Here is a 23902-nt window from a genome sequence, read left to right on the forward strand (position 1 = left end):
TTACTCTGCTGCCCCGATGCCCAAGTCTTCGGCAGGAACCGAAGTGCTCATCGCGGGAAGGGAAATACTATTTGGGGTGTTTGAAGTTACCGCCGGGCTATTGGAAGCCAGTGCTGCCAGTCCGGCCAGCGGCATTACGAAATCGAAGTCCACATCAATCAATTCGGCCGTAACAACCGGCGTATAAGGGCCACCCAGAAAACCCAAGCGTGGATCGTGAGTATAGGCGAACTGCACATTCGTCGGGGTTGTGCCCGGTGGCAGAAGCGGTTGGATTTCATCCCAGATACGCTCACCGTAGGCAGTGCTTGTGTCCAGACGGCACGGGGCAGGCAAGTTCGGCACTTCACAGATGCCACCTACGCGGCACAACGTTCCGAACCGAGGAGTGCCTGTTGGATTGTTTACCAACTCATGTGACGCAGGCAACGCTCCGCACTGCGCAGGACCGACAGTTGCCAGCCGGGCTGCTTTTTGCATCGCCTTCTGAGCCGTTGTTGTCGACCAGTACAGGCGACCATAATCCACGATGCCAAACATCAGTAGAAGGAACATCGGAACGACCAGCGCCATTTCAACAAGGGCTGCACCGCGTTCTTGCGTACGGAATTTGCGAAAGATGTTAACCAGACGTGTCATATGCCAAACACCCTGCTTTGATCCGAGATTTCCATGTTCAACGGGCCCAGAGCGCCACCGAACAAGCTGAAAACGTTGCCAAACAAGAACTCGACGCGAACCTGAGCGGTCACTTCCACCACCGAGGCCGGGTTGACCCTATAGGCGCCATCGCGACGCAGGCAGGTGGGGATCACGTCCACGACGGATGTGCCAATCGGCATGATCGATGTGCCGCCAAGCTGGTTTGTGACGATTGTCGTCGCTGTCGTTTCGTAGTCACCGCCCAATGTGACCGGCCCCGTGGCCGTCGCGCACAAGTCAATCGGAGCCGTCCTTGCGATCATCCGGGAGGCGTCGCGGACACCGGCAGCAGCCGCCTGATGCGCCCAGGTGATCCGGCTGCCTTCGATAATCACTGCAATGAACAGCAGCAGCAGCGGAAGAACCATCGCGAATTCGACCATCGGTGCGCCAGATTCACAGCGCTTGAGGCGTTGGATATGCGAGATCAAACGTTTCACCGGTACAACCTCACGACATCGCGGAAAATACCGTCATCTTCACTGCCGCCCAGACCGGCGCCGCCGACTTGTTCGACCACTTCAAGGTAGATGTCGAAATCGGTACCCGATGAATTCGCCAGAGGCTGGATCATGAAGCCTTTGACATATTCCTCAACCGGAACATCTACGGCACGGCCTTGAACGTTGTTCGCGGCGCAGTCGATCGCAGCCAGAATAAAGGTGCGGCGGTCGGGATCAGTCGACGCAGGCGTGGAGCACTGCGCGCGCCCAGTTTCCGAGCGATTAGACAGGATCGGGCCGCCTGAGAATTGATTGATCTCTTCAAGATACATTTGGTAGCGCGTTGTTCCGCCTGCAGATGGCAGTCCAGTCGGCATGTTACGGATCACATTGGCTCCGTCGGAATTGTTTACCGGCAGCGGATTGTTCAAAGGATCAAGGCCCGCGCCATAGTTCACATCCAGATAATCCTGACGACCATTGGACCAATCGCCATTTCCAAACCGACCACCGCTGTTGGGGACTAGCGAACCGCAAGTATCAGTTGCAAAACAGTCATCCGGCGGGAAAGGCATGGTATCTGTGGACAGCGTGGGCTGACCGCTGATACAGCTGTTGCCATTTCCATTGCCATTTCCATTGCTAGTGGGTTGAACCCATCCTGAAATAACCTGCGGCCCCGGCGCGTAATCGGGATCATTTCTTTCGTTGGTCAAGGTCGACGTAAAATAGTCAAAGCGCGAGTTATAGATTGCTCCGCCGATGCCCTGGCGCTGACCGGGTTCGGTATCAACACCCCGCTGCACGACGCAACGACCTTTGTTACCTTCGGCAGCGATCAGGCAAATGTATAGGTTCGAGCCGTTCAGCCCCGCACATGGCCCCTCCGGATTGATGCCAAAATCAATCGGATCAAGAAACCCAAAGTTACCCGGACCCCATTCAGCATTGGCCTGACCAGTACGCAGTTTGATCGTGGATCCGATATTCGCGTTCGCAGTCCAACCCGGAGGGATGCAGAACATAAGCGGAGTCACGTCACACGCGTAGGCCGTGAAACCTGCAATCGCCTGTGCGCTGACCTCGGCATCTTGCGGGGTCGCACCAAGCAAAGTTGCCAAAGCGCGCGAGAATGGAAGGAAAACTGTCCGAGGCGTTGCAGTAACCTCAGCCATGACGGCCAAAGTCGGGTCGGTTGTCACAAAACTGGCGACAGAGGCTTCGTCGCGCGCGTCATTTGGCAAACCGGTCAAAAACCGAATATCGAAGTCTGCGGCCGAGGCCAATGCACGATCGCCTTCGGCAAAAAACTGTTCGTCCGCAATCATCGCAGCGGCAGCGGCCTCAGCCCGGGTAATCGCATCTCCTTCGCCGTCCAGTTCACCGGCGGCAGCCAGCGCAACGTGATCAGCATAGGATTGGAGGTCGGTTTGGGTGGAAACGACACGGCCAAGGTCAAAAGTCAGCGCGACAAAGCCGAAGATGAAAACCAGGCTCATTCCAACAAATACCAGAATTGCGCCGTCTTCTTCTTTTTTGAACTCTTTAACCGAAAACATTGTCAAACCCTCCCAAACACTCCGTGATTTAGTTCACTGTCCCGGACGTGTCCGTGACGGGGACGTCCTGTTCGGCAGAGGCCGCAGTGGGATTTTCCACCCTGAACTCCTCGACCTCGGAGATACCGCGACGTACTTTGACAATCGGCTGCGGTTCACCATCTTCTGCTGGTGATTTTTCAAGGAGAATATCGCTCAGGCGCACTGCTTCGAGCGGCTCATCGTCTTCTGTGTTCAGCGAACGCAGTGAGAGGCTCAACTGGCCTGCCTTTTGCGCCAAGGCCAAACGCTGACCTTGCTGCGGGGTGACTTCGACCGTCACGGTCCGTGCGATACCGGGTTGATCCAGTTCCTCGTCCGCAGTTTGGTCGACGCCGATAATGCGAATATTTTGAAGAATGGTAATGGCGCGCAGCTCATCGTTGGACCCGCGGGTCAACACGATATCTACAAAATCGCCAGGTGTTACGAAACCACCAACGCCGGTTTGCGCATCAACACTGATGGCAACCGCACGGTTGTTTTCCCCGATCGTCTGCACAATCGTGACTTTCTCACCAAAGTCCGAGACCTTTGAGGCCAACAGAATCTCACCCTGTGCCAATGCGCGCTTAGCGCGGCGCGGGTCTGCTCCGGGTTCAGGTAGAACATCATCAAAGTTGGTAAACACGCCAGCCGGTACCGACTCTGCCGGCCATTCGATCGTGGTCAGCTTGTACCTTTCGATCGGCGTTCCAAATGGGATGTCTTCAGCAACTGCAACAACGCGGACGATAGATGCGTCTGCAGCGGCTTCCTGATTTCGTTGAATTTGGTCCTGGGCAATAAGAACGGCACCGCCTGCCAAACCGACACCCAAGAATGTCATCAAAAAAGACTTAACGCGCATAGTGCCCTCCAATTTCCGAAGTCGGCAATTGTTGTCAGGTGTAGGCGAGTTGCTTTTTTCTGATGAACAAATCGGCTTTCAAACTGACAAAATTAAAAGTGTTTGATTTCCCGCCAGTATCCGGCGGGAAATCAGATTATCACGCCTGTCGACTTAGTCGGTGTTGCCAGTACGAGTTGAGGCGCTAACCGCATCCGAGAAGTTGTCGCTTGTAACGTTGGCCAGTCCGGTCAAAACCGTACCACCAACAACCACGGCAACGAACAGGGCAATACCATATTCAACCAGGGTCGCGCCGCGCTCGTCTTCACGCAGTTTCAGGAAAATCTTGCGAATTGAATTCTTCATAATTTGTACTCCAGACTGTTTTACCAAGTGCGAAATGACCGCACACACACGAGGTTCACATCCCCGTTAACAAAATTGATACCAAGCGAGTCGCGATGGAACCTCCCCCCAAACGAAAAGGTTTTCCCGCATAACGGGAATTTTTTTTCAACTTGGGCGGATTTGTGGCCAGAGTTAGACTGAACATGACCGCCAAACACAAAAATTCACAGATTCGCCACCCACACGAATCGTGCTTTGACAGCTCGCGTAAGCCCAAAAGCCCGACAAAACACCGAAAACTAGTGCACTTTTCCGAAGTTGACCGGAAAACCTAAGCCACAAAATGCAAAACGACCCCTCGCTCGCTCGGGGGTCGTACAGCGTATTTCGTCTTAAGTTACTAGATGTTAGACCGTCACGCCCTGTAAAACCTGCTCTCGCGACAAGTCCTGCCTTGCCCCTGCCATCAGGATGGAACCACGTCTGAGCACGACAAAACGGTCGGCAAGATCGTAGGCAAAGTCGAAATACTGTTCGACAAGAACGATGGCCATCTCACCCTTGCTTCTGAGATGCCGAATGACATCGCCAATCTGTTGGATGATATTGGGCTGGATACCCTCGGTCGGCTCGTCCAGCAAAAGCAGTTTGGGTTTGGTGATCAAGGCACGCGCAATTGCCAGTTGTTGCTGTTGGCCGCCTGACAGGTCGCCTCCCCGGCGATTTTGCATTTGCTTCAGGACGGGAAACAGATCGAAAATCTCGTCCGGGACGAAATGCTCGTCCTTTGGCAAGCACGCAAACCCGGATTCAAGGTTTTCGCGAACAGTCATCAATGGGAAGATTTCGCGACCCTGCGGAACATACGCCACTCCTTTCCATGCCATCTTATGTGCGGGCAAGGGCGGCAACACTTCGCCATTCAGCTCCAACCCACCGCCCGAACGCGGGTGGGTGCCGGAAATCGCCTTGATCAGGCTGGTCTTGCCGACACCATTGGTGCCCATTACGCAGGTCACCTCGCCCAGCGCGGCCTGCATCGAGATGCCGTTCAGGATTTGCGAATGCCCGTAGTGCAGAGTCAAGTCAGTCAGTGTCAGCATCGTCTAACGCCCCAGATAGACGTCAATGACGTCCTGATTTGAAGTCACATGGTCCAGAGACCCCTCGGCCAGAACCGAGCCCTCGTGCAACACCGTAACCTTGCAATTTAGGCGGCGGACGAATTCCATATCGTGTTCCACGACCACCACGGCGCGGGTCTTGGCGGCCTGCACCAGCAGGTCGGTGGTGTGTTCACGTTCCTGCGGGGTCATCCCGGCAGCGGGTTCGTCTACCAAAAGCAAGCGCGGCTCCTGTGCCAGAAGCATCCCAATCTCAAGCCATTGCTTCTGCCCGTGGCTGAGTTCGCCCGATTTGCGGGTCAATTCGTCCTTCAAGCCGATCTCGGCGGCCAGTTCCTCGACTTTCTCCAGATCACCCTTTGAAGGGCGATAGAACAGCACACCCAGCCATCCGCGTTTGTTCTTCAGCGCCATCAGCAGGTTCTCCTGCACGCTCTGGTCTTCGAACACGGTAGGTTTCTGGAACTTCCGCCCGATCCCGGCCTGCGCAATCTTGGCCTCACTCATGCGCAGCAGGGAAACGGATTTCTCGCCCCATATAACGCGGCCTTCGTCGGGTCGGGTTTTGCCGGTGACAATATCCATGAAAGTGGTCTTGCCCGCGCCGTTCGGCCCGATCACTGCGCGCAGTTCCGCGTTGCCGATCTGAAACGACAGGTTGTTGATGGCGCGGAACCCATCGAAGGTGACCGAAACGCCGCTGACTTCTAGCAGAGTACTCATTCCGTGGCCTCATTCTCACGCAGTGCGCTTTCATCAGGCCCGAGGGCCGCGCCGTGGCGCTGCGGCGTGCGGCGGTTGGTCCAGAGGTCGAACAGCCCCCCGATCCCCTGCGGGGCGAACAGTGTGACCAACACGAAGGATACGCCCAGCAGCACCTGCCACCAGTCAACCCATTTGATCGTGTAGAACCCCAGCGGAATGTCCGGGGCCTGCCCGCCCGTAAACCACGTGCTGAGTAGGCTGACGAACGCCGCACCAATGACGGCACCGTACAGGCGACCGCGCCCGCCGATGGCGACCCAGACGGCCAGATAGATCGAAGCGATGGGGGCCATCTCTTCGGGGTTGATGATGCCCGCCTGCGGGTAATAAAGCGCGCCCGCGATGGCCGCGATGCAGGCGGTCAGAGTGAAGACGGCCAGCTTGTAGACCTCGACTGAATAGCCAAGGAACCGCACCCGCGCCTCGTTATCGCGGATGCCGCGAATGACCGAGCCGAACTTGCCCGACACCACCCATGCCGCCAGCATGTATCCCAGCCCAAGGGCCAGCGCCGAGGCCCAGAGGAACCAGATCGACACTACGTCCTGCGAGGCTGTGACACCCGGCAGGTTTTGCAAGCCCGACAGGCCATTGTTGCCGCGCAAGCCGCTGTCGTTCTGGAACAGATACAGCGCCAAAGCCAAGGTCATGGCTTGGGTCAGGATCGAGAGGTAGACACCCGTCACCCGGCTGCGGAAAGCGAGCCAACCGAAGATCAGCGCCAGAAGGCCCGGCACCAGCACCACCAGCGCCAGTTGCAGGAACAGGCTGTCCGAAAAGGCCCAGATCAACGGGAATTCCGACGAACCAACCACGCCGAAGATTTGCGTACCAATGGCGTCCACGACCTCGGATGACGTCGGAGGAATTTCGGCTTGCGAAAGTGACTCTACCACGATCAGCCGCGTGCGTTCATACATCAGCCACATGCCGATCATGTAACCGCCCAGCCCGAAAAAGGCGAAATGGCCAAGGGACAGGATGCCGGTGAAACCCCAGACCAGATCCATCGCCACGGCAATCAGGCACAGGCACAGGGTTTTGCCCAGCGTCTTGACGAAACTGGTCGAGATCACGCCGATCCCGAACCCTTCGGACAGGACGGTGACGCCCAAGGTGAACAGGGACAGGATGGCCAGAAAGACCAGCACCGATGGGTTTTTGGCGACAAAGCTGCGTTCCATGGCTCAATCCCCCGCCGCGCGGCCTTTGAGAGCGATGATGCCCCTTGGCCGGAACTGAATGAAGATAATGATGAAGATGATCATGTAGGTTTGCGCCGCGAGGGTGTTCGACGGGTTCATCCACTCGATCCCCTTTTGCAGGAAGCCGATCATGCCGGCCCCCGCCAGTGCCCCCCAGATATTGCCGACACCGCCGACAACCACCGTCATGAAGCTCTGCACGATATAGTCGCTGCCCAGATCGGAGGTCACCTTGGCGAACAGGCCAATCGCGACACCGGCGATCCCGGCGATGCCTGAGCCCAGCCCGAAGGTCAGCATGTTCACCCGACCCGGATTGATGCCCATAGACCCAGCCATGCGCGGGTTCTGCGTCACGGCGCGCATCTCAAGCCCCAGCCGTGTGCGTTTCATGATATAAAGGAACAGCCCCAGAAAGATCATCGCCAGCACGAATATCGCAATGCGGATATAGCTGATTGAGACCACATCGTTCAGCACCCATGCTCCGTCCAGCCAGCCGGGCGCAGTCAGCGGGCGGGCCTGCGTGCCGAAGATGTTCTTGGCCAACTGCTGCAGGGCAATCGAGATACCAAATGTCGCCAGCAGCGTTTCCAGCGGACGCGAATACAGCCAACGGATCACCAACCGCTCCATCGCGACGCCCATGGCGAAAGTGACGGCAAAGGCCATAGGGATAGCTACGATGATCGACAGCGTATGATCGGGGATGAACTGCTGCACCACATATCCGGTGTAAGCGCCCATCATGATGAACTCACCATGGGCCATGTTGATGACGCCCATCACGCCAAAGGTGATGGCCAAACCGATGGCCGCAAGGAAATAGATCGAGGCCAGAGAAATCGCGTCCAGCGTCAGGTCGAGGGTCTGGTTCAGGCCGACCTTCAGCTCGATCTGCTCCAGCGCCTTTTCCGCGGCGGCTGTGACTTCGCCCGACGGCTCTGCATAGGTTTCAAAGAACACATGCGCGCCCAGCGCTGCATCGATGTCAGTCTGCGTTATCAACGCGGGAACAGTTCCGGCTTCGGCCAATGCCGCATAAGCCTGCGCGCGGGCGGCGTCGGAGTTCAGTTGCGCGACCGGAACACCGCCCACGCGGCCTCCGTCGATATTGGCAGCCAACGCCGCACGGATGTCATCCGCCGAAACACGCGGCGCGGCCAAATCGCTGGCAACCAACAGGTCATAGGCCGCATCACGCGACAGGTCATCCGAGCCGGGTTGCAGAACACCAGCGATATTCACATCAGAAGGTAAATCTGTCGCCGTCTGCAGCTTGGTCACGACCAGAGGGTTCAAAGCCGCGCGCACGTCCACACCCAGATCGTCGGACATCTCCTCGATCGCGGCCACACGGGCTGCAGTATCTTCGTCGTAGCCGATGGTCAGCAACCGCTCGAGGCGTTGCTTCTGCGCTTTCAGATCGGCGTCGGGTTCTTCATCAATCGACGCGCGCAACGGCTCAAGCAGAGCGCCCTCGGGATCGCGTTGGATAGACGTCAAAGCGGCCAGTCGTTTTGCACGATCCGGGTCGGTCAGCTGGAATTGCACCAGCGCCGTGCCGATCATCGCGCGGATGCCACTATTGGGTTTCAACTGTTTCAGGTCGGATTTCTCAAACGTCCCGACGACCTCTCCAGTGTCGAAATCGGTCAGCTCATACGACCGCCCCTCACCCTTTTTGCCGGCAAAGAACAGGCCATCGGACTTGCGCATCCACACGTTTTTGGCGGCCCACGTCTCAAGCATGACCTGCGCTTGCGGCAACCCGCTGCTGGCAATCGCTTCAATCGCCGGTCCGATCGTCTTGCGCGAGCTTTTGGCGATGATCTCCTGATGCTCTTGCAGGATCGGTTGCAAACCGCCCTCTTGCGCGTTGGCAGTCAGGCAGGCGCACAGGATTGCGAGGCCCGCAAGGAATAGTCGTAACATGTGGTGAAACCCGAGGTGTCTTAGGGGCAAGGCGGGCGATCACACCCGCCTTGCGTGTCGTTTAGTAGTTCGACAGCGTCTGAACGCAGGTCTTGGTCTCGGTGTTGTACATGCCGCAGCCCAGCTCTTTCCAATCCGAGATCAGAACCGCCGATTCCGGCAGGAAGTCGGTCCAGGCATCACCCGGCACAACATCGGTCTCGCTGATGATGTCGAACTGACCGTCTTCCTGAATCTCACCGATCAGAACCGGTTTTGCCAGGTGGTGGTTCGGCAGCATGACCGCCGTACCGCCGGTCAGGTTCGGGAATTCCTGGCCGTACATCGCAGCGCGTACATCGTCGACTTCGGTCGAGCCGGCTTCTGTCGCGGCGTTCACCCACATGTTGAAGCCGATATAGTGTGCTTCCATCGGGTCATTGGTCACGCGCTCGTCGCCCATGGTGGCTTTCCATGTTTCGACAAATTCGGCGTTCGCGTCGGTGTCCGCCGACTGGAAATAGTTCCACGCGGCCAGATGGCCCACAAGGTTGGTGGTGTCCAGGCCGGACAGTTCTTCCTCACCGACCGAGAAGGCCACGACCGGAATGTCATCGGCTGAGACGCCTGCGGCGGCCAGTTCTTTATAGAAGCCGATGTTTGCGTCACCGTTGATGGTCGAGATCACTCCAACTTTTTTGCCATCCGCGCCCAGCGCGACAACGTCCGCCACGATCTTGGACCAGTCGGAGTGACCGAACGGTGTGTAGTTGACGAAGATATCCTCGTCCGCGATGCCTTTACCCTTCAGGTAGCTTTCCAGAATGTTGTTCGTGGTCCGCGGGTACACATAGTCAGTGCCCAGCAGCGCGAATTTCTCGACACCCAGCTCGTCCAGGAAGTAGTCAGTCGCAGGGATCGCCTGCTGGTTCGGCGCGGCGCCGGTGTAGAAGACGTTTTTCGACGATTCTTCGCCCTCGTACTGAACCGGATAGAACAGCAGGCCGTTCAGCTCTTCGATCACGGGCAGAACCGATTTCCGGCTGACCGAAGTCCAGTTGCCAAAGATCACATCCACCTCATGCACAGTCAGCAGCTCGCGTGCTTTTTCAGCGAACAACGGCCAGTCCGATGCGGGGTCGACGACAACCGCCTCAAGCTGTTTGCCCAGCAGGCCACCCTTGGCGTTTTGCTGGTCGATCAGCATCAGCATAGTGTCTTTCAGCGTGGTTTCCGAGATCGCCATTGTGCCCGACAGCGAGTGCAGCACGCCCACCTTGATGGTGTCTTCTTCGGCCAGCGCGGCGGTTGCCATGGCAGCAAAGACAAGCGAACCGGCAAGTGTGGATTTGAGAGATGTCATAAAGATCCTCCTGGCAGGGCGCAGGTGAGGGCTTGCGCAGCAGCGCGCCTTTCTTCTACCTGATCCCCGCAACTGTTGTTGCGTTCCGTGTGGCGGTTGTGTCCGAGGTCCAATTCGCGCAGCCGTCACACACCCCCAGGGATCGTCCCCGTGGCGGGCACCCATACGGTTTCTGCATCGCAGAGAATTTAGCAAATGGTTGACAGATCATTTCCCTCGATCCGTCGTGTTTGTTTAATTTTAAGGCAGTCGTTAACGTGATCGCCTAAAAATTAATCCGCCGCACCGAAACACCACCCAAATCCGACACGGAAGAATAGAGTTCCGACGCCCAAACGGTGAAACAGGCGGCATAACAAGGTGATCCGCAGGTGCCCCATTACACATCATGCCTCGATATTGCCCACGCAGGCCGCGCAACCGCCGCGCGCACAGGGTGCGATTCGGCTGAGTGCCAAACGATTGGGCAAAACCTCGGTTCTGGATGGGTTCCGGCAGTCAGGCTCTTTCAAATGCCTGTTCCCGCGCACCGATGGTGACGCGCTGGACGCGGTGCTGCTGAACACCGCTGGCGGGATCACCGGAGGCGACACGTTCCGCTTTACCGGCCACGCGGGCAAAGACACGACCCTGACGCTAACCACTCAAGCCTGCGAACGCGCGTACAAAGCCAAACCCGGCCCCTCGGGTCAGATCGTGAACCACCTGAACGTCGCTTCGGGCGCGCGGCTGAATTGGCTGCCGCAGGAAACCATCCTGTTTGATGGCAGTGCGCTGGATCGCCGGTTGCAGATCGACCTTGCCCCGGATGCCACTGCACTGATGGTAGAACCGCTGGTCTTTGGCCGCATGGCCATGGGTGAGACCCTGACTGATATCCGCCTGCGCGACCGGATCGAGATCCTGCGCGATAGCACCCCCCTGTTTCTGGACGCGATGCAGTTCACCGGTGATCTGCACGCCCATCTCGCCAAACCGCATATCGCAGGCGGCGCGGGGGCGATGGCGCTGGTGGCCTTTGTCTCACCCACCGCCGAGGGCCAGCTGGGCCCCATCCGCGACATGCTGCCCGACACCGCCGGAGCCTCGCTGATCCAGGACGATCTGCTGGTGATCCGGGTGCTGGCCGAGAACAGCTTTGCCCTCCGCCGCACGCTGATGCCGATGCTACGGCGGCTGAACAATGACACGCTTCCCCGATGCTGGATGATCTGACATGAACCTGACCCCCCGAGAAAAAGACAAACTGCTGGTCGCCATGGCCGCCGAGGTCGCCCGCAAACGGCTGGCCCGCGGCGTCAAGCTGAACCACCCCGAGGCGATCGCCCTGATCACCGACGCGGTGGTCGAAGGTGCGCGTGACGGCCGATCGGTGGCTGACATGATGCAAGCCGGGGCCGAAGTGATCACCCGCGCGCAATGCATGGAAGGCGTACCCGAGATGATCCACGAAGTTCAGGTCGAAGCCACCTTCCCTGATGGCACCAAACTGGTGACCGTCCACAACCCTATTCGCTAACAAAGGAAAACTGATATGACCCGTATGCTCTTCCCCGCCCTGATCCTTGCTGGCCCCGCTGCGGCCCACAACGGCACACATGTCCACGCGCATGGAACAGACTATGCCACTTTGGGCGTCGGTCTGGCGGTTGTCGCGCTGGCCGCCGTCGCATTGATGGTAAAGCTAAACAAATGATCCCCGGAGAGCTGTTCCCAGCCGAGGGTGAGATCACCCTGAACGCGAATGCCGAGGCGATCACCCTCATGGTCGCCAATACCGGCGACCGCCCGGTTCAGGTCGGCTCGCACTATCATTTCGCCGAAACCAACCCGGCGCTGGATTTCGACCGCGCCGCCGCACATGGCCTGCGTCTGGACATCGCGCCGGGCACCGCCGTTCGGTTCGAACCCGGTCAGGCGCGCGAGGTCTCGCTGATCCCCATCGGAGGGGCACGCAAGGTTTACGGGTTCAACCAGAAGGTCATGGGGTCACTCTGATGCCAGCAACAATCAAACGCTCTGACTACGCTGCAATGTTCGGCCCGACCACCGGCGACAAGCTGCGGCTGGCCGATACCGATCTGGTGATCGAGGTGGAACGCGACCTGACCGCAGAACGTGCGGGCGCGGCTGCAACCGGGGGGACCGGAGACAACGCGTTGCTTTACGGCGAAGAGGTCAAATTCGGCGGCGGCAAGGTGATCCGTGATGGGATGGGGCAGTCTCAGGCCACGCGTGCCGAGGGGGCCGTGGACACGGTCATCACCAACGCGCTGATCGTGGATCACTCGGGTATCTACAAGGCGGATGTGGGCCTGAAAGACGGACGCATCGCCAAGATCGGCAAGGCCGGCAATCCCGACACGCAGCCCGGTGTTGACATCATCATCGGCCCCGGCACCGAGGCCATCGCGGGCGAAGGGCGTATCCTGACCGCCGGCGGGTTCGACAGCCATATCCATTTCATATGCCCGCAACAGATCGAAGATGCGCTGCATTCCGGCCTGACCACCATGCTGGGCGGCGGCACTGGCCCGGCCCATGGGACGTTAGCCACCACCTGCACACCTGGCCCCTGGCATATCGGGCGGATGCTGCAGGCCGCCGACGCTTTCCCCATGAATTTGGCTTTTGCAGGCAAGGGCAACGCCTCGCTGCCCGCCGCGCTGGAAGAACAAGTCAACGCAGGGGCCTGTGCTCTGAAACTGCACGAGGATTGGGGCACAACCCCTGCCGCCATCGACTGCTGCCTGACGGTGGCCGATGCGATGGACGTGCAGGTGATGATCCACACTGACACGCTGAACGAATCCGGCTTTGTCGAGAACACCGTGGGCGCCATGAAGGGCCGCACGATCCATGCCTTCCACACCGAGGGCGCAGGCGGCGGCCATGCCCCGGACATCATCAAGATCTGTGGCGAGAACCACGTTCTGCCGTCCTCGACCAACCCGACGCGCCCCTTCACCGTGAACACGGTTGAGGAGCATCTGGATATGCTGATGGTGTGCCACCACCTCGACAAATCCATCCCTGAGGACGTGGCCTTTGCCGAAAGCCGCATCCGGCGTGAGACGATTGCCGCCGAGGATATCCTGCACGACATGGGTGCCTTCAGCATCATCGCGTCCGACAGTCAGGCCATGGGTCGGGTCGGAGAGGTTCTGATCCGCACATGGCAGACCGCAGACAAGATGAAGAAACAGCGCGGCCGCCTGCCCGAGGAAACCGGCGAAAACGACAATATGCGCGTGCGCCGCTATATCGCCAAATACACGATCAACCCGGCGATTGCCCACGGGTTGAGCCATCAGATCGGCAGTATCGAAGAAGGCAAACGCGCCGATCTGGTGCTGTGGAACCCCGCCTTTTTTGGGGTCAAACCCGAGATGGTTCTACTGGGGGGCACCATTGCCTGCGCGCAGATGGGCGACCCTAATGCTTCGATCCCCACACCGCAGCCGGTCTATAGCCGACCGATGTTTGGGGCCTACGGGCGCTCGGTCGAGCATTCGGCGATCACATTCGTCTCGGGCGCGGCGCAGGCGGCGGGGATTGGTGATACACTGGGGCTGGCAAAGCAAACCGTTGCGGTAGAGAACACCCGCAATATCGGCAAACGCGACCTGCTGCTGAACAACGCGACGCCGCAGGTTGAGGTTGATCCCGAAACCTACGAAGTCCGCGCCGATGGCGAATTGCTGACCTGCCAACCGGCCGAGGTTCTGCCGATGGCCCAGCGGTACTTTATGTTTTGACCAAAAATTGTGCTGCGTTGCTGCATTTGCAACGCGGCCATGACCAAAAACCCACTACTCAATGAGGCTGACATGACACATTTTCAAGCTCATGGGAGGACCAACGGAAACGAGGGTCCAAATGGCACATTCAGCAACTCATACCCCGACGCGGTTCTCGCTATTCGGGCTGATCGCAAACTTCGCAACACGCGTCAATTCCATGCTGTTCCGCATGGCCGAAGCTCAGACACGGGTTCGGCAAGTCGAGTTCCTACAATCGCTCAGCGACGAGGAACTGCACAAACGCGGCCTGACCCGCGACCGGATCGTTCACAGGGTGTTTGCGGACTCGATCTGGCTCTGACCGCACGCGCTGCAGAGGGGGCCAAACTATGACCGCCCTGCTCTGCACTGCTCGTCGATACAGTGACCATACGCACGGTGATCCCGCGGATCACCTGTCGCTTACCTACGAGGACCGTTTTCTGCGTCGTAAAGTTCTGACCTGCGACAGCGGCGAACAAATCCTTATTGATTTGTCCCAGACCACATCACTGGACCATGGCGGCGCATTGGTTCTGGAAGACGGGCGCGAGGTTCTCATTCAGGCAGCGCCTGAAGCGCTGCTTGAGGTCACATCCGACGATCTCACCCGCATCGCGTGGCATATCGGCAACCGCCACACACCGTGTCAGGTCGAGCCGGATCGCCTTCTGATACAGGTCGATCACGTCATCCGCGACATGCTGTTGAAACTGGGGGCAACTGTGCGCGAAATCCGCGAGCCTTTCACCCCCGAAGGTGGCGCCTATGGCCACGGCAGGACCCATGGCCACGCCCACTGACGCCGATATCCTGACGCTGACGCAATGGTTGTCGCCCGCATACCCTGTGGGCGGCTTCGCCTATTCCCACGGTCTGGAATGGGCCATTGAAAGTGGCAGCGTTTCCTCGGCCGCCGAAACAGGGGAGTGGATAGCCGATGTGATCCAGCACGGCTCAGGGCGCGCCGATTGCATCTTTCTGGCCGCTGCCCACGCTGGGTCGGCGGATGCGACTGCTGAAATCAACAGGATGGCGCGCGCTTTTTGCCCCTCGTCCGAGCGTTTGATGGAAACGCGCCTTTTGGGGGAAGCGTTCAGCACTGTCACGGCAGAAGTATGGTCAGTTGACCTGCGATCCCTGACCTATCCCGTGGCTCTGGGCTATGCCGCAAAACTGAACGGCCTGCCTCTGCCGCTGACGGCACAGATGTATCTGCAAGCCTTCATGTCCAATCTGGTCGCATGCGCAATGCGTCTGGTGCCCTTGGGCCAAACCGAAGGCCAACGCCTGATCCGAGATCTGACCCCGTTATGTCAGCACGTGGCAACGGACGCTCTGGATGCGACACTGGACGATCTGACGTCCACAGCTTTCCTGTCGGACATTGCGTCGATGAAACATGAAACCCAATATTCAAGGATGTTCCGAACATGACCAACATGAACGGCCCTCTGCGCGTGGGCATTGGCGGCCCTGTCGGCGCTGGCAAAACCACGCTGACCGCAGCACTGTCTGAGGCACTGCGCGACCGTCTTTCGATCGGTGTAATTACCAACGATATCTACACCCGTGAAGACGCCGAGGCCCTGATGCGGATGCAGATTCTGCCCCAAGATAGGATCATCGGTGTCGAAACCGGTGGCTGCCCGCATACGGCGATCCGCGAGGACGCCTCGATCAACCTTGCGGCCGTGGCTGAAATGCAGGCCCGGCACCCCGATGTCGACGTTGTTCTGATCGAAAGCGGCGGCGACAACCTATCTGCCACCTTCAGTCCGGAATTGGCGGATGTGACGCTCTATGTGATTGACGTGGCTGCTGGCGAAGAAATCCCCAGAAAGGGTGGCCCCGCGATCACCAAATCCGACATCCTGATCATCAACAAAACCGACCTTGCGCCCCATGTCGGTGCATCGCTGGACGTCATGGACCGCGACGCGACGAGGATGCGCAACGGGCGGCCGTTTGTCTTTGCATCTCTGAAACATAGACAGAGCGTCGACAGGATTGTGGACCTGCTGGCGCAGATAGGTGGATTGAACCTGTCATCAAGCTCAGATGCCCAACAACCCGTGGTTCAGAATGCGTAACCTCTGATACTGCAAAACGCACGACAGGTGCGCGGTTTCAGAACCTATTGTTCTACCAGTCTTGCGGCGTCTGCCCCAAAAACGTCGGGCCGAAACGAATTCAGCCCGACGTTGGAGCATCAGCTGCCCTGATTGCGAAAGCTCTCTTCGAACTCTTGCGTTTGATTTTCTGCGCTGCCGCCGCTTGGACCTTCGCAGGCGGCCACAAAGAGTATGCTGGCAGTGATGAGGACGGCTCGGATCATTTTGGTGGCCTTTGCGTTGAGGACGTGGACATAAAAAGTGTGAGTGCTTTTGCCTAACACAGCGCGGTACGACAGCGGGTCAAACCTGTGTGACCGCTCTGTGAGCACACACGATCCGGCGGAGCCTGAAGTGCTTAAGCTTTGAGTACTAATCCCCAAAGATGTGTGTGCACTGCTCATCGGCTAAGAAAAAACAAAAGTGTTCTGGGAAACAGAGGCCAATATAAAAGTGAACAGGCTTTCGCCATCACGGCTTTGTTGACGCTTATTAGCAAAATCGTGATTGCTGCTGGAACAAAGACCCGGAACTCCCAATCTAGGTTGCATCATTATTCTTCGACTTAGAAGTCCGCTTGATCCTTGCGAATTTTGGTCGATCACAACAGACGAGCCAAGCCATGTCGCAATTATCAACGTCCCTCTTCAGCGTTTTGGAAATCCTGTCCTTGGTTTTTGTCTTTGCTGTCGGACTTGCGATTTTATGGGTTGTCGTCGCCTACTTTCGGGACAAGACACAAACGGAAAGTACACTGCGAAGGAACTATCCGGTTGTGGCCCGGTTCAGGTATTTCTTTGAACATATGGGGGAATTCTTCCGTCAGTATTTCTTTGCCCAGGACCGCGAGGAAATGCCATTCAACCGGGCGGAACGATCCTGGGTTTACCGGGCTGCGAAGAACGTGGATTCTACCGTCGCATTTGGCTCGACACGGGATCTACGCCCCACGGGTACCGTATATTTCGCCAACTGCCCCTTCCCGACACTGGAACAGGATGCGCAAGGACCATCGGATGTTACAGTTGGCCCCTTTGCACGCCACCCCTATACGACGGATTCAATGTTCAACATTTCCGGCATGAGCTATGGCGCGATCTCGATCCCAGCTGTGCGGGCGCTGTCCCAAGGGGCGAAGAAAGCGGGCATGTGGATCAATACCGGCGAGGGCGGTCTATCGCCTTATCATCTGGAAAGCGGTGCGGATGTCGTGTTCCAGATCGGCACGGGCAAGTTCGGGGTGCGCAAACCCGAGGGCGGGTTTGACGAGGACAAGTTGCGCACTGTCGCGGCCCATGATGCGGTGAAGATGTTTGAAATCAAGCTGAGCCAAGGCGCCAAACCCGGCAAAGGTGGCATCCTTCCCGGCGCCAAAGTGACCGAGGACATCGCCGAAATCCGAGGGCTGAAAGTTGGTGAAGTCGCCATCAGCCCCAACCGTCACCCCGAGATCGACAGCGTCGGCGATTTGCTCGATATGATCGCCCATGTGCGTGATATCACCGGCAAGCCGGTCGGCTTCAAAGCGGTGATCGGATCATATGGGTTCTTTGACGATCTGTGCGCAGAGATTTTGAAACGTGGGCCAGAAAGCGCGCCGGATTTTGTGACCATCGACAGCTCGGATGGCGGTACCGGTGCGGCCCCGATGAGCCTGATTGACAACATGGGGATGCCACTGCGCGAAAGCCTGCCTCTGACTGTAGATATGCTAAAGAAATACGGGCTTCGCGACAGGGTCAAGGTTTGCGCAAGCGGCAAGATGATCAACCCGTCCGAGGTGGCATGGGCCTTTTGCGCGGGTGCGGATTTTGTGAATTCAGCGCGTGGGTTCATGTTTGCACTGGGCTGCATTCAAGCGTTGCAGTGCAACAAGAATACCTGCCCGACCGGAATCACTGCGCATAATACCAAGCTGCAGTTCGGCCTTGATCCAACCAGTAAATCGGAACGTGTGGCAAGCTATGCCCGGAACATGAAGAAAGAGGTTGGCATAATCGCCCACAGCTGCGGTGTGGCCGAACCGCGCCAGCTGAAGCGTCACCACGCGCGTATCGTGTTGGACAATGGCCGATCCATTTCGATGCACGAGCTGTATCCCGAACCTGCGCAATTGCAAGCAGCGGAATAACATCGCACCATTCATCTCAGTTCAATTGTGACCTTTGCCACCGCCGGATTCGTGCGCGGATCCGGTGCGCTATCAGGAGACATCATGTCCGATCATTCGCAAAACGCACCGTCTGTCACAAAAGCCTCTGATCTGCTCGTCGCAGCGCTTGAGGCCGAAGGGGTCGAGTATATCTTTGCCGTACCGGGTGAGGAAAACCTGGATGTGCTGGAATCCTTGCGGACCTCAAGGATCGAGCTGGTCCTGACCCGCCATGAACAGGGCGCGGCATTTATGGCGGCGACCTACGGGCGCTTGACCGGCAAGGCGGGAGTTTGCATGGCAACACTGGGGCCAGGGGCCACCAACTTTGCGACTCCTGCCGCTTATGCGCATCTGGGCGGCATGCCTCTGATCATGATCACAGGCCAAAAGCCCATCAAGAAGTCGAAACAGGGCCAATTTCAGATCATTGATGTGGTCGGCCTGTTCGACCCGATCTGCAAGATGTCCAAGCAGATCGTTCACGGCAACACCATCCCGTCCCTGATCCGCGAGGCGTTCCGCGTCGCACAAGAGGAACGCCCTGGCGCGGTCCTGCTTGAATTGCCGGAAGATATCGCTGCTGAAGACACAACGGAACATGTGCTCGAGCCGCATCCGCGCCACTACGCTGTCGCGGGCGACACGGTCCTGAACGAAGCCGCTGAAATGATCCGGTCGGCGAAAATGCCTCTGTTGTTGCTGGGCGCCGGAGCCAACCGCAAGCACGCTCGCAGCGCGCTAAGCAAATTTGTCGAAGACACGCAGATCCCCTTCTTCAACACGCAGATGGGCAAGGGCGTGGTGGATGAACGATCCGACCTGTTTCTTGGGACGGCTGCGCTGTCGGATGGCGATTACCTGCATTGCGCCATCGAACGGGCCGATCTGATCATCAATGTGGGCCATGACGTAGTCGAAAAACCGCCCTTCTTCATGGAGGAAGGCGGCACCAAGGTGATCCATGTGAATTACAAGGCCGCGCAGGTCGATCAGGTCTATTTCCCGCAGGTCGAAGTCGTCGGTGATTTGGCACAATCCATCGCGCGGCTGGGTGATAAACTGGGCGGCCCGCTAGATTTCGACCGAAGCTATTTCCAGCGCGTCAAGCAAGAGACCGACCAGCACACATCTGAAGGTGCCGATGACCCACGTTTCCCCGTAATCCCACAGCGTTTTGTAGCCGATACCCGCAAAGTGATGGACGATTGCGATATCATTGCGCTGGACAACGGCATCTATAAAATCTGGTACGCGCGAAACTATCTTGCCTATCAGCCCAATACCGTCCTGCTGGATAATGCTCTGGCCACCATGGGGGCCGGGTTGCCTTCGGCCATGATGGCGGCCAAGCTTTACCCCGACCGCAGAGTCATGGCGATCTGTGGCGACGGCGGGTTCATGATGAATAGTCAAGAAATCGAGACCGCGGTTCGACTTGGCCTCAATCTGGTTGTGACCGTTTTGAATGACAGCTCATACGGGATGATCCGGTGGAAGCAGTCACATGCGGGGTTCGACGACTGGGGGCTGGAATTCAACAACCCCGATTTCGTGCAATACGCGAACAGTTACGGCGCGACCGGCCATCGAATCGCACGTACCGAGGATCTGGTCCCAACCTTCGAAAAGGCGTTCCAGGCGGGCGGCGTTCACCTGATTGACCTGCCGGTGGACTACAGCGAAAACCAGCGTGTGCTGATTGATGAACTGGCTGCAAAGGTGTGCCTGATATGAGCGACACTCTGGACGTTCTCAACCCTTTTGATCTTGAGAAGATCGGTAGTGTTGCGATCAACACGTGGGATGATGTGGATTCCATGTTGGACGTGGCCCATGGTTTGCACCGGTCGCGCGACGCGTGGTTGCCAGCCTTTCAGCGGATCGAGATCCTGAAAAACACAGCCCGTATCATGTCCGAAAGGGCCGACGAACTGGCGATGCTGATCGCCAGTGAAGGTGGCAAGCCTTTGGTCGACGCGCGCATTGAAGTGACCCGCGCAATCGACGGGGTCGAGCTGTGCGTCCACGAGATTGGCCATATGGCTGGCAAAGAAATCCCGATGGACCTGACAGCGGCGGGCTCGGGTCGGGTCGCCTTTACACAGCGCGAACCGATAGGCGTGGTTGTCGCGGCCAGCGCGTTCAACCATCCGCTCAACCTGATCGTTCACCAAGTCGCCCCCGCAGTGGCTACAGGTTGCCCGGTGATCGTCAAACCCGCTTTGGATACGCCACTGTCCTGCAAGGCATTTGTCGAAATTCTGCATGAGGCCGGTTTAGCTGAGAATTGGTGCCACCTCGCGATTTGCCACAACGACGTGGCCGAGCAGATGATCACCGATACGCGCGTTGGGTTCTTTTCTTTCATCGGCTCGGCCAAGGTGGGTTGGATGCTGAGGTCCAAGCTGGCCCCCGGAGTGCGATGTGCGCTGGAACATGGCGGGGCCGCACCCGTGATCGTGGATGAAAGCGCCGATATTGAGGGAATGATCCCACTCGTGACCAAAGGCGGGTTCTATCATTCCGGGCAGGTCTGCGTCTCGGTCCAGCGCGTTTTCGCGCCCACGGGCATCGCAAAGGACATTGCACAAAAGCTGGCCAAGGCGGCGTCCGCACTTAAGGTTGGCGATGCGCGTCAGGAAGATACCGAATGCGGTCCCCTGATCCGCCCAGGTGAAGTTGATCGCGTTGCCGAATGGGTGGACGAGGCCGTTGAGGGTGGCGCAACCTTGCTGACTGGCGGACGAAAGCTGGGCCCGACTACATATGCGCCCACCGTCCTGCTGAACCCACCCGCCGACGCTCGGGTTTCAACATCCGAAGTCTTTGGACCCGTGGTCTGCGTCTATAGCTACGACAGGGTCGAGGATGCGTTCTCCGCCGCCAACAGCCTGCCTTTCGCGTTTCAGGCGGCTGTCTTCACCAAAGCTCTGGACTCGGCCATGCAAGCCATCAGACATCTGGATGCAACCGCCGTTATGGTGAACGATCACTCGGCATTCCGGGTCGATTGGATGCCCTTCGCGGGACGGAGGCAATCGGGATACAACACAGGCGGCATCGGCTATACGATGCATGACATGACTCAGGACAAGATGGCTGTAATCAAGCTTTGAGGACATTGACTAGCGTGAGCAGCTGCCCGTTGTTTTGCCTGATGCGTCAGGAAAGATCAGGCCGCAACTTTTCTGTCTGATGCAGCCGAAAGTGCCTTTTGTGTCGATGATACCTGTTTCTGCTAACCTTGGGGTCGACCAAGTTTTCGCATACAGGCCCAGTTTTCTTTGCTCTTGCCGCAACGATGCCGTTGCAACCGATTGCAACCACGGTGCAATTTTGCGTAGTATTTCCTTATGACCGCACCAATTTCTTCCCTAAAACCGATTAGGCCCACATCATGAGTGTCACACTGAAAGATGTCGCGGCGCTGGCCGGAGTTTCGCGGTCTGCTGTGTCGCGCACCTTTACCGAAGGCGCCTCGGTTTCAGCCAAAACCCGCAGCAAAGTCGAAAAGGCCGCTGCCGAACTAGGCTACAGCCCAAATGCTTTGGCGTCGTCACTGACAACGGGGCGAACCAAACTGATCGGCCTGATCTCGAACAACTTTCACAACCCGATATTCCTTGAGGTGTTTGATCTGTTCACCCGCACCCTTCAGGAACGCGGCCTGCGGCCCCTGATCGTCAACCTGACGGACGAAGTTCAGCCCGCAAACTCTGTCAGGATGTTGCGGCAATACTCGGTCGATGCGGCCATCGTGGCTTCTTCGACGTTGCCGCCAAGTTTTGCCAAGGCGTTCCACGATGCAGGCGTTCCCGTGGTGCATACATTCGGGCGTTCTGCCACGTCGCCCGAGGTTCACGTGGTGGGGATCGACAACGTGGAATGCGGGCGCATGGCTGCACGAGAGTTGCTTGCAAGAGGGTACAGACGCATCGGTTATCTGGGCGGTCCCAAAGATGCGACCTCTGCCATGGACCGCTATCGCGGCTTCATGGAAGAGGTCGAAAAACACCCCGGCCTGAACGTTTCGCATTCCTTCGCGGGGGCCTATTCGTTCGAGGCAGGTCGCGCCGAAATGCTGCGTCTGTTGGCGGATACCCCTGCCGAAGGGTATTTTTGTGGCGACGATATTTTGTCAATCGGCGCATTGTCAGCCTTGAGCGATCACGGGATAAAGCCGGGTCATGATATCGGAATCATCGGCCTGAACGACATGGAGATGTCGCGTTGGGAAAGCGTTGACCTCACGACAATCCACCAGCCGATCAAGCAGATCATCACGGCGTCGGTCGATCTTGTGGAAGAGATGTTGAAAGACCCCGACCGCTACCCCGAGGCCCGCATCTTTCCCTGTCGGGTGATTGAGCGGGGCACATTGCGCCCCTACCCCTAATCAGCGAAACATCGGTGGGCGCGCGTCGGTCCAGGCACCATCTTTTTTGGATGACGCCACCGCTGCGTGAACGGCTGCGATGGATCGGACGCCGTCGGCAGGGGTCGGCAGACCATCTCGAACCTCTCCCTGAATGGCATCGGCCAGATCGCAATAGATATTCGCCACGGCCAGAGGGAAGCCTTCGGGGTGGGCAATCGCCACGCGTGACAGGCGCTGCGCGTCGTCGTGCAAACCCCCTTCCCCTTTTTCGATGATCTGAGTGCGCCCTCCCACCGGGGTATAGACAAGCTGGTTGGGCTGCTCGGATGCCCAGCGCAAACCACCGGTTTCGCCAAAGACCTGAATGTCGAATCCGTGCTGCCGACCAATCGCCACCGAGGATGTCCATAACCGCCCCACTGCGCCACCTTCGGTACGGAAGTTGATCATGGCGTCATCCTCAAGCTCGCGACTGGGGATGGTCGAGGCCATATCCGCCGACAGGGTCTTGACCTCGTCATCGCTGATGAAGCTCGCCATATGCAGCGCATGGATACCGCAATCGGCGAATTGACCAGAGACGCCCGCCATTGCTGGGTCATAGCGCCAACGCACGCGGGGATTGTCGGCGTCAGTTGCATCGCCGTGGTGGCCGTGGCTGAAATTCGTCACCACCAGACGCACCTTGCCGATATCGCCCGCCCGCACCATCGCACGGGCCTGCCGCACCATCGGATAGGCGGAATAGCAATAGTTCACCGCGCAGATCTTGCCCGATGCTTCGGCCACACGCACGATCTCTTCGCCCTCTTCCACGGTCATGGTCATCGGCTTCTCGCATAGCACGTGGAAACCGGCCTCGAGAAAGGCTTTGGCGATCTCGAAATGGGTCGCGTTCGGGGTGGCAATCGTCACTAGATCAATGCGGTCGGGGCGGTCTTTTTCACCAGCCAACATTTCTTGCCAGTCGCCATAGGCACGGTCCTGCGCCACGCCCAGACGCTGCGCATATTCTCGCCCGACTTCTGGGCGATGGTCCAACGCGCCCGCGGTGAATTCAAACATCCCATCGGCCAGCGCGCCCAACCGGTGCGCGGGCCCGATCTGACTGCCCTCACCCCCACCAATCATGCCCCATTTCAGCTTTGCCATGATCTTAGTCTCTCTGTTATCTTGTCG

General features: G+C 58.1%; 24 protein-coding genes. 13 read left to right on the forward strand and 11 right to left on the reverse strand.

What is annotated here, in order from left to right; translation table 11 throughout:
* The 10 genes from AC2FNR_RS15655 to urtA form a co-directional block, all read right to left on the reverse strand.
* A complete protein-coding gene (locus AC2FNR_RS15655) occupies positions 1 to 639 on the reverse strand; it encodes a TadE/TadG family type IV pilus assembly protein (protein WP_480845506.1) in 639 nt (212 codons plus the stop codon).
* Complete coding sequence (locus AC2FNR_RS15660; RefSeq protein WP_480867003.1) at positions 636 to 1142, reverse strand: TadE/TadG family type IV pilus assembly protein; 507 nt, start codon at positions 1140 to 1142, stop codon at positions 636 to 638. The genes AC2FNR_RS15655 and AC2FNR_RS15660 overlap by 4 nt, the downstream gene beginning before the upstream one ends.
* Positions 1139 to 2704, reverse strand: coding sequence for a pilus assembly protein TadG-related protein (locus AC2FNR_RS15665; RefSeq protein ID WP_496849947.1), 1566 nt, complete (start codon positions 2702 to 2704; stop codon positions 1139 to 1141). The genes AC2FNR_RS15660 and AC2FNR_RS15665 overlap by 4 nt, the downstream gene beginning before the upstream one ends.
* Positions 2705 to 2732: 28 nt before the next feature.
* Positions 2733 to 3593 carry a Flp pilus assembly protein CpaB gene (gene cpaB / locus AC2FNR_RS15670; protein ID WP_170353397.1) on the reverse strand — a complete coding sequence of 287 codons (861 nt, stop codon included), beginning with the start codon at positions 3591 to 3593 and terminating at the stop codon, positions 2733 to 2735.
* Between the two features lie 153 nt (positions 3594 to 3746).
* A complete protein-coding gene (locus AC2FNR_RS15675; protein WP_170353398.1) occupies positions 3747 to 3941 on the reverse strand; it encodes a Flp family type IVb pilin in 195 nt (64 codons plus the stop codon).
* A 389-nt stretch (positions 3942 to 4330) separates the two neighbouring features.
* Positions 4331 to 5026 (reverse strand): urea ABC transporter ATP-binding subunit UrtE, encoded by a 696-nt coding sequence (gene urtE / locus AC2FNR_RS15680; protein ID WP_496849950.1) that lies wholly within the window; start codon positions 5024 to 5026, stop codon positions 4331 to 4333.
* Between the two features lie 3 nt (positions 5027 to 5029).
* On the reverse strand, positions 5030 to 5770 hold the full coding sequence (gene urtD / locus AC2FNR_RS15685) for an urea ABC transporter ATP-binding protein UrtD (RefSeq protein WP_170773791.1): 741 nt from the start codon (positions 5768 to 5770) through the stop codon (positions 5030 to 5032).
* Positions 5767 to 6996, reverse strand: a complete 1230-nt coding sequence (gene urtC / locus AC2FNR_RS15690) for an urea ABC transporter permease subunit UrtC (protein ID WP_496849953.1) — start codon at positions 6994 to 6996, stop codon at positions 5767 to 5769. The genes urtD and urtC overlap by 4 nt, the downstream gene beginning before the upstream one ends.
* A gap of 3 nt (positions 6997 to 6999) precedes the next feature.
* Positions 7000 to 8952, reverse strand: a complete 1953-nt coding sequence (gene urtB / locus AC2FNR_RS15695) for an urea ABC transporter permease subunit UrtB (RefSeq protein ID WP_496849955.1) — start codon at positions 8950 to 8952, stop codon at positions 7000 to 7002.
* 61 nt (positions 8953 to 9013) lie between these two features.
* A complete protein-coding gene (urtA, locus tag AC2FNR_RS15700) occupies positions 9014 to 10294 on the reverse strand; it encodes an urea ABC transporter substrate-binding protein (RefSeq protein ID WP_170353403.1) in 1281 nt (426 codons plus the stop codon).
* 360 nt (positions 10295 to 10654) lie between these two features.
* On the opposite strand from urtA, the gene AC2FNR_RS15705 reads away from it, so the two are divergent.
* The 13 genes from AC2FNR_RS15705 to AC2FNR_RS15765 all read left to right on the forward strand — a co-directional run bounded on the left by AC2FNR_RS15705 (position 10655) and on the right by AC2FNR_RS15765 (position 22741).
* On the forward strand, positions 10655 to 11509 hold the full coding sequence (locus tag AC2FNR_RS15705) for an urease accessory protein UreD (RefSeq protein WP_331251766.1): 855 nt from the start codon (positions 10655 to 10657) through the stop codon (positions 11507 to 11509).
* A 1-nt stretch (position 11510) separates the two neighbouring features.
* A complete protein-coding gene (locus AC2FNR_RS15710; protein WP_152460019.1) occupies positions 11511 to 11813 on the forward strand; it encodes an urease subunit gamma in 303 nt (100 codons plus the stop codon).
* Between the two features lie 15 nt (positions 11814 to 11828).
* Positions 11829 to 11990, forward strand: coding sequence for a peptidase M23 (locus tag AC2FNR_RS15715; protein WP_170353404.1), 162 nt, complete (start codon positions 11829 to 11831; stop codon positions 11988 to 11990).
* Complete coding sequence (locus AC2FNR_RS15720; RefSeq protein ID WP_170353405.1) at positions 11987 to 12292, forward strand: urease subunit beta; 306 nt, start codon at positions 11987 to 11989, stop codon at positions 12290 to 12292. Before AC2FNR_RS15715 ends, AC2FNR_RS15720 begins: the two co-directional genes overlap by 4 nt.
* Positions 12292 to 14052 (forward strand): urease subunit alpha, encoded by a 1761-nt coding sequence (gene ureC / locus AC2FNR_RS15725; protein ID WP_170353406.1) that lies wholly within the window; start codon positions 12292 to 12294, stop codon positions 14050 to 14052. The genes AC2FNR_RS15720 and ureC overlap by 1 nt, the downstream gene beginning before the upstream one ends.
* 121 nt (positions 14053 to 14173) lie before the next feature.
* Entirely contained in the window at positions 14174 to 14398 is a 225-nt protein-coding gene (locus tag AC2FNR_RS15730; protein ID WP_170751626.1) for a DUF1127 domain-containing protein, read from the forward strand.
* A 28-nt stretch (positions 14399 to 14426) separates the two neighbouring features.
* On the forward strand, positions 14427 to 14879 hold the full coding sequence (locus tag AC2FNR_RS15735; RefSeq protein WP_170353408.1) for an urease accessory protein UreE: 453 nt from the start codon (positions 14427 to 14429) through the stop codon (positions 14877 to 14879).
* Entirely contained in the window at positions 14845 to 15513 is a 669-nt protein-coding gene (locus AC2FNR_RS15740) for an urease accessory protein UreF (RefSeq protein WP_496849959.1), read from the forward strand. Before AC2FNR_RS15735 ends, AC2FNR_RS15740 begins: the two co-directional genes overlap by 35 nt.
* Positions 15510 to 16169 carry an urease accessory protein UreG gene (gene ureG / locus AC2FNR_RS15745; RefSeq protein ID WP_480866986.1) on the forward strand — a complete coding sequence of 220 codons (660 nt, stop codon included), beginning with the start codon at positions 15510 to 15512 and terminating at the stop codon, positions 16167 to 16169. Before AC2FNR_RS15740 ends, ureG begins: the two co-directional genes overlap by 4 nt.
* 643 nt (positions 16170 to 16812) lie before the next feature.
* On the forward strand, positions 16813 to 18321 hold the full coding sequence (locus AC2FNR_RS15750) for an FMN-binding glutamate synthase family protein (RefSeq protein ID WP_496849961.1): 1509 nt from the start codon (positions 16813 to 16815) through the stop codon (positions 18319 to 18321).
* An 84-nt stretch (positions 18322 to 18405) separates the two neighbouring features.
* The gene (locus AC2FNR_RS15755) at positions 18406 to 20079 is read left to right on the forward strand and encodes an acetolactate synthase large subunit (protein ID WP_496849963.1); all 1674 of its coding nucleotides are present in this window, start codon (positions 18406 to 18408) and stop codon (positions 20077 to 20079) included.
* Positions 20076 to 21461, forward strand: a complete 1386-nt coding sequence (locus tag AC2FNR_RS15760) for an aldehyde dehydrogenase family protein (RefSeq protein ID WP_496849965.1) — start codon at positions 20076 to 20078, stop codon at positions 21459 to 21461. The genes AC2FNR_RS15755 and AC2FNR_RS15760 overlap by 4 nt, the downstream gene beginning before the upstream one ends.
* A 281-nt stretch (positions 21462 to 21742) precedes the next feature.
* Positions 21743 to 22741 carry a LacI family DNA-binding transcriptional regulator gene (locus tag AC2FNR_RS15765; protein WP_496849967.1) on the forward strand — a complete coding sequence of 333 codons (999 nt, stop codon included), beginning with the start codon at positions 21743 to 21745 and terminating at the stop codon, positions 22739 to 22741.
* On the opposite strand, the gene AC2FNR_RS15770 is transcribed toward AC2FNR_RS15765, so the two are convergent.
* Positions 22742 to 23875: a Gfo/Idh/MocA family protein gene (locus AC2FNR_RS15770; RefSeq protein ID WP_480866975.1), complete on the reverse strand. Its 1134-nt coding sequence runs from the start codon at positions 23873 to 23875 to the stop codon at positions 22742 to 22744.
* Positions 23876 to 23902: the final 27 nt, after the last annotated feature.

It is taken from the genome of Ruegeria sp. SATB045 (assembly GCF_059613525.1).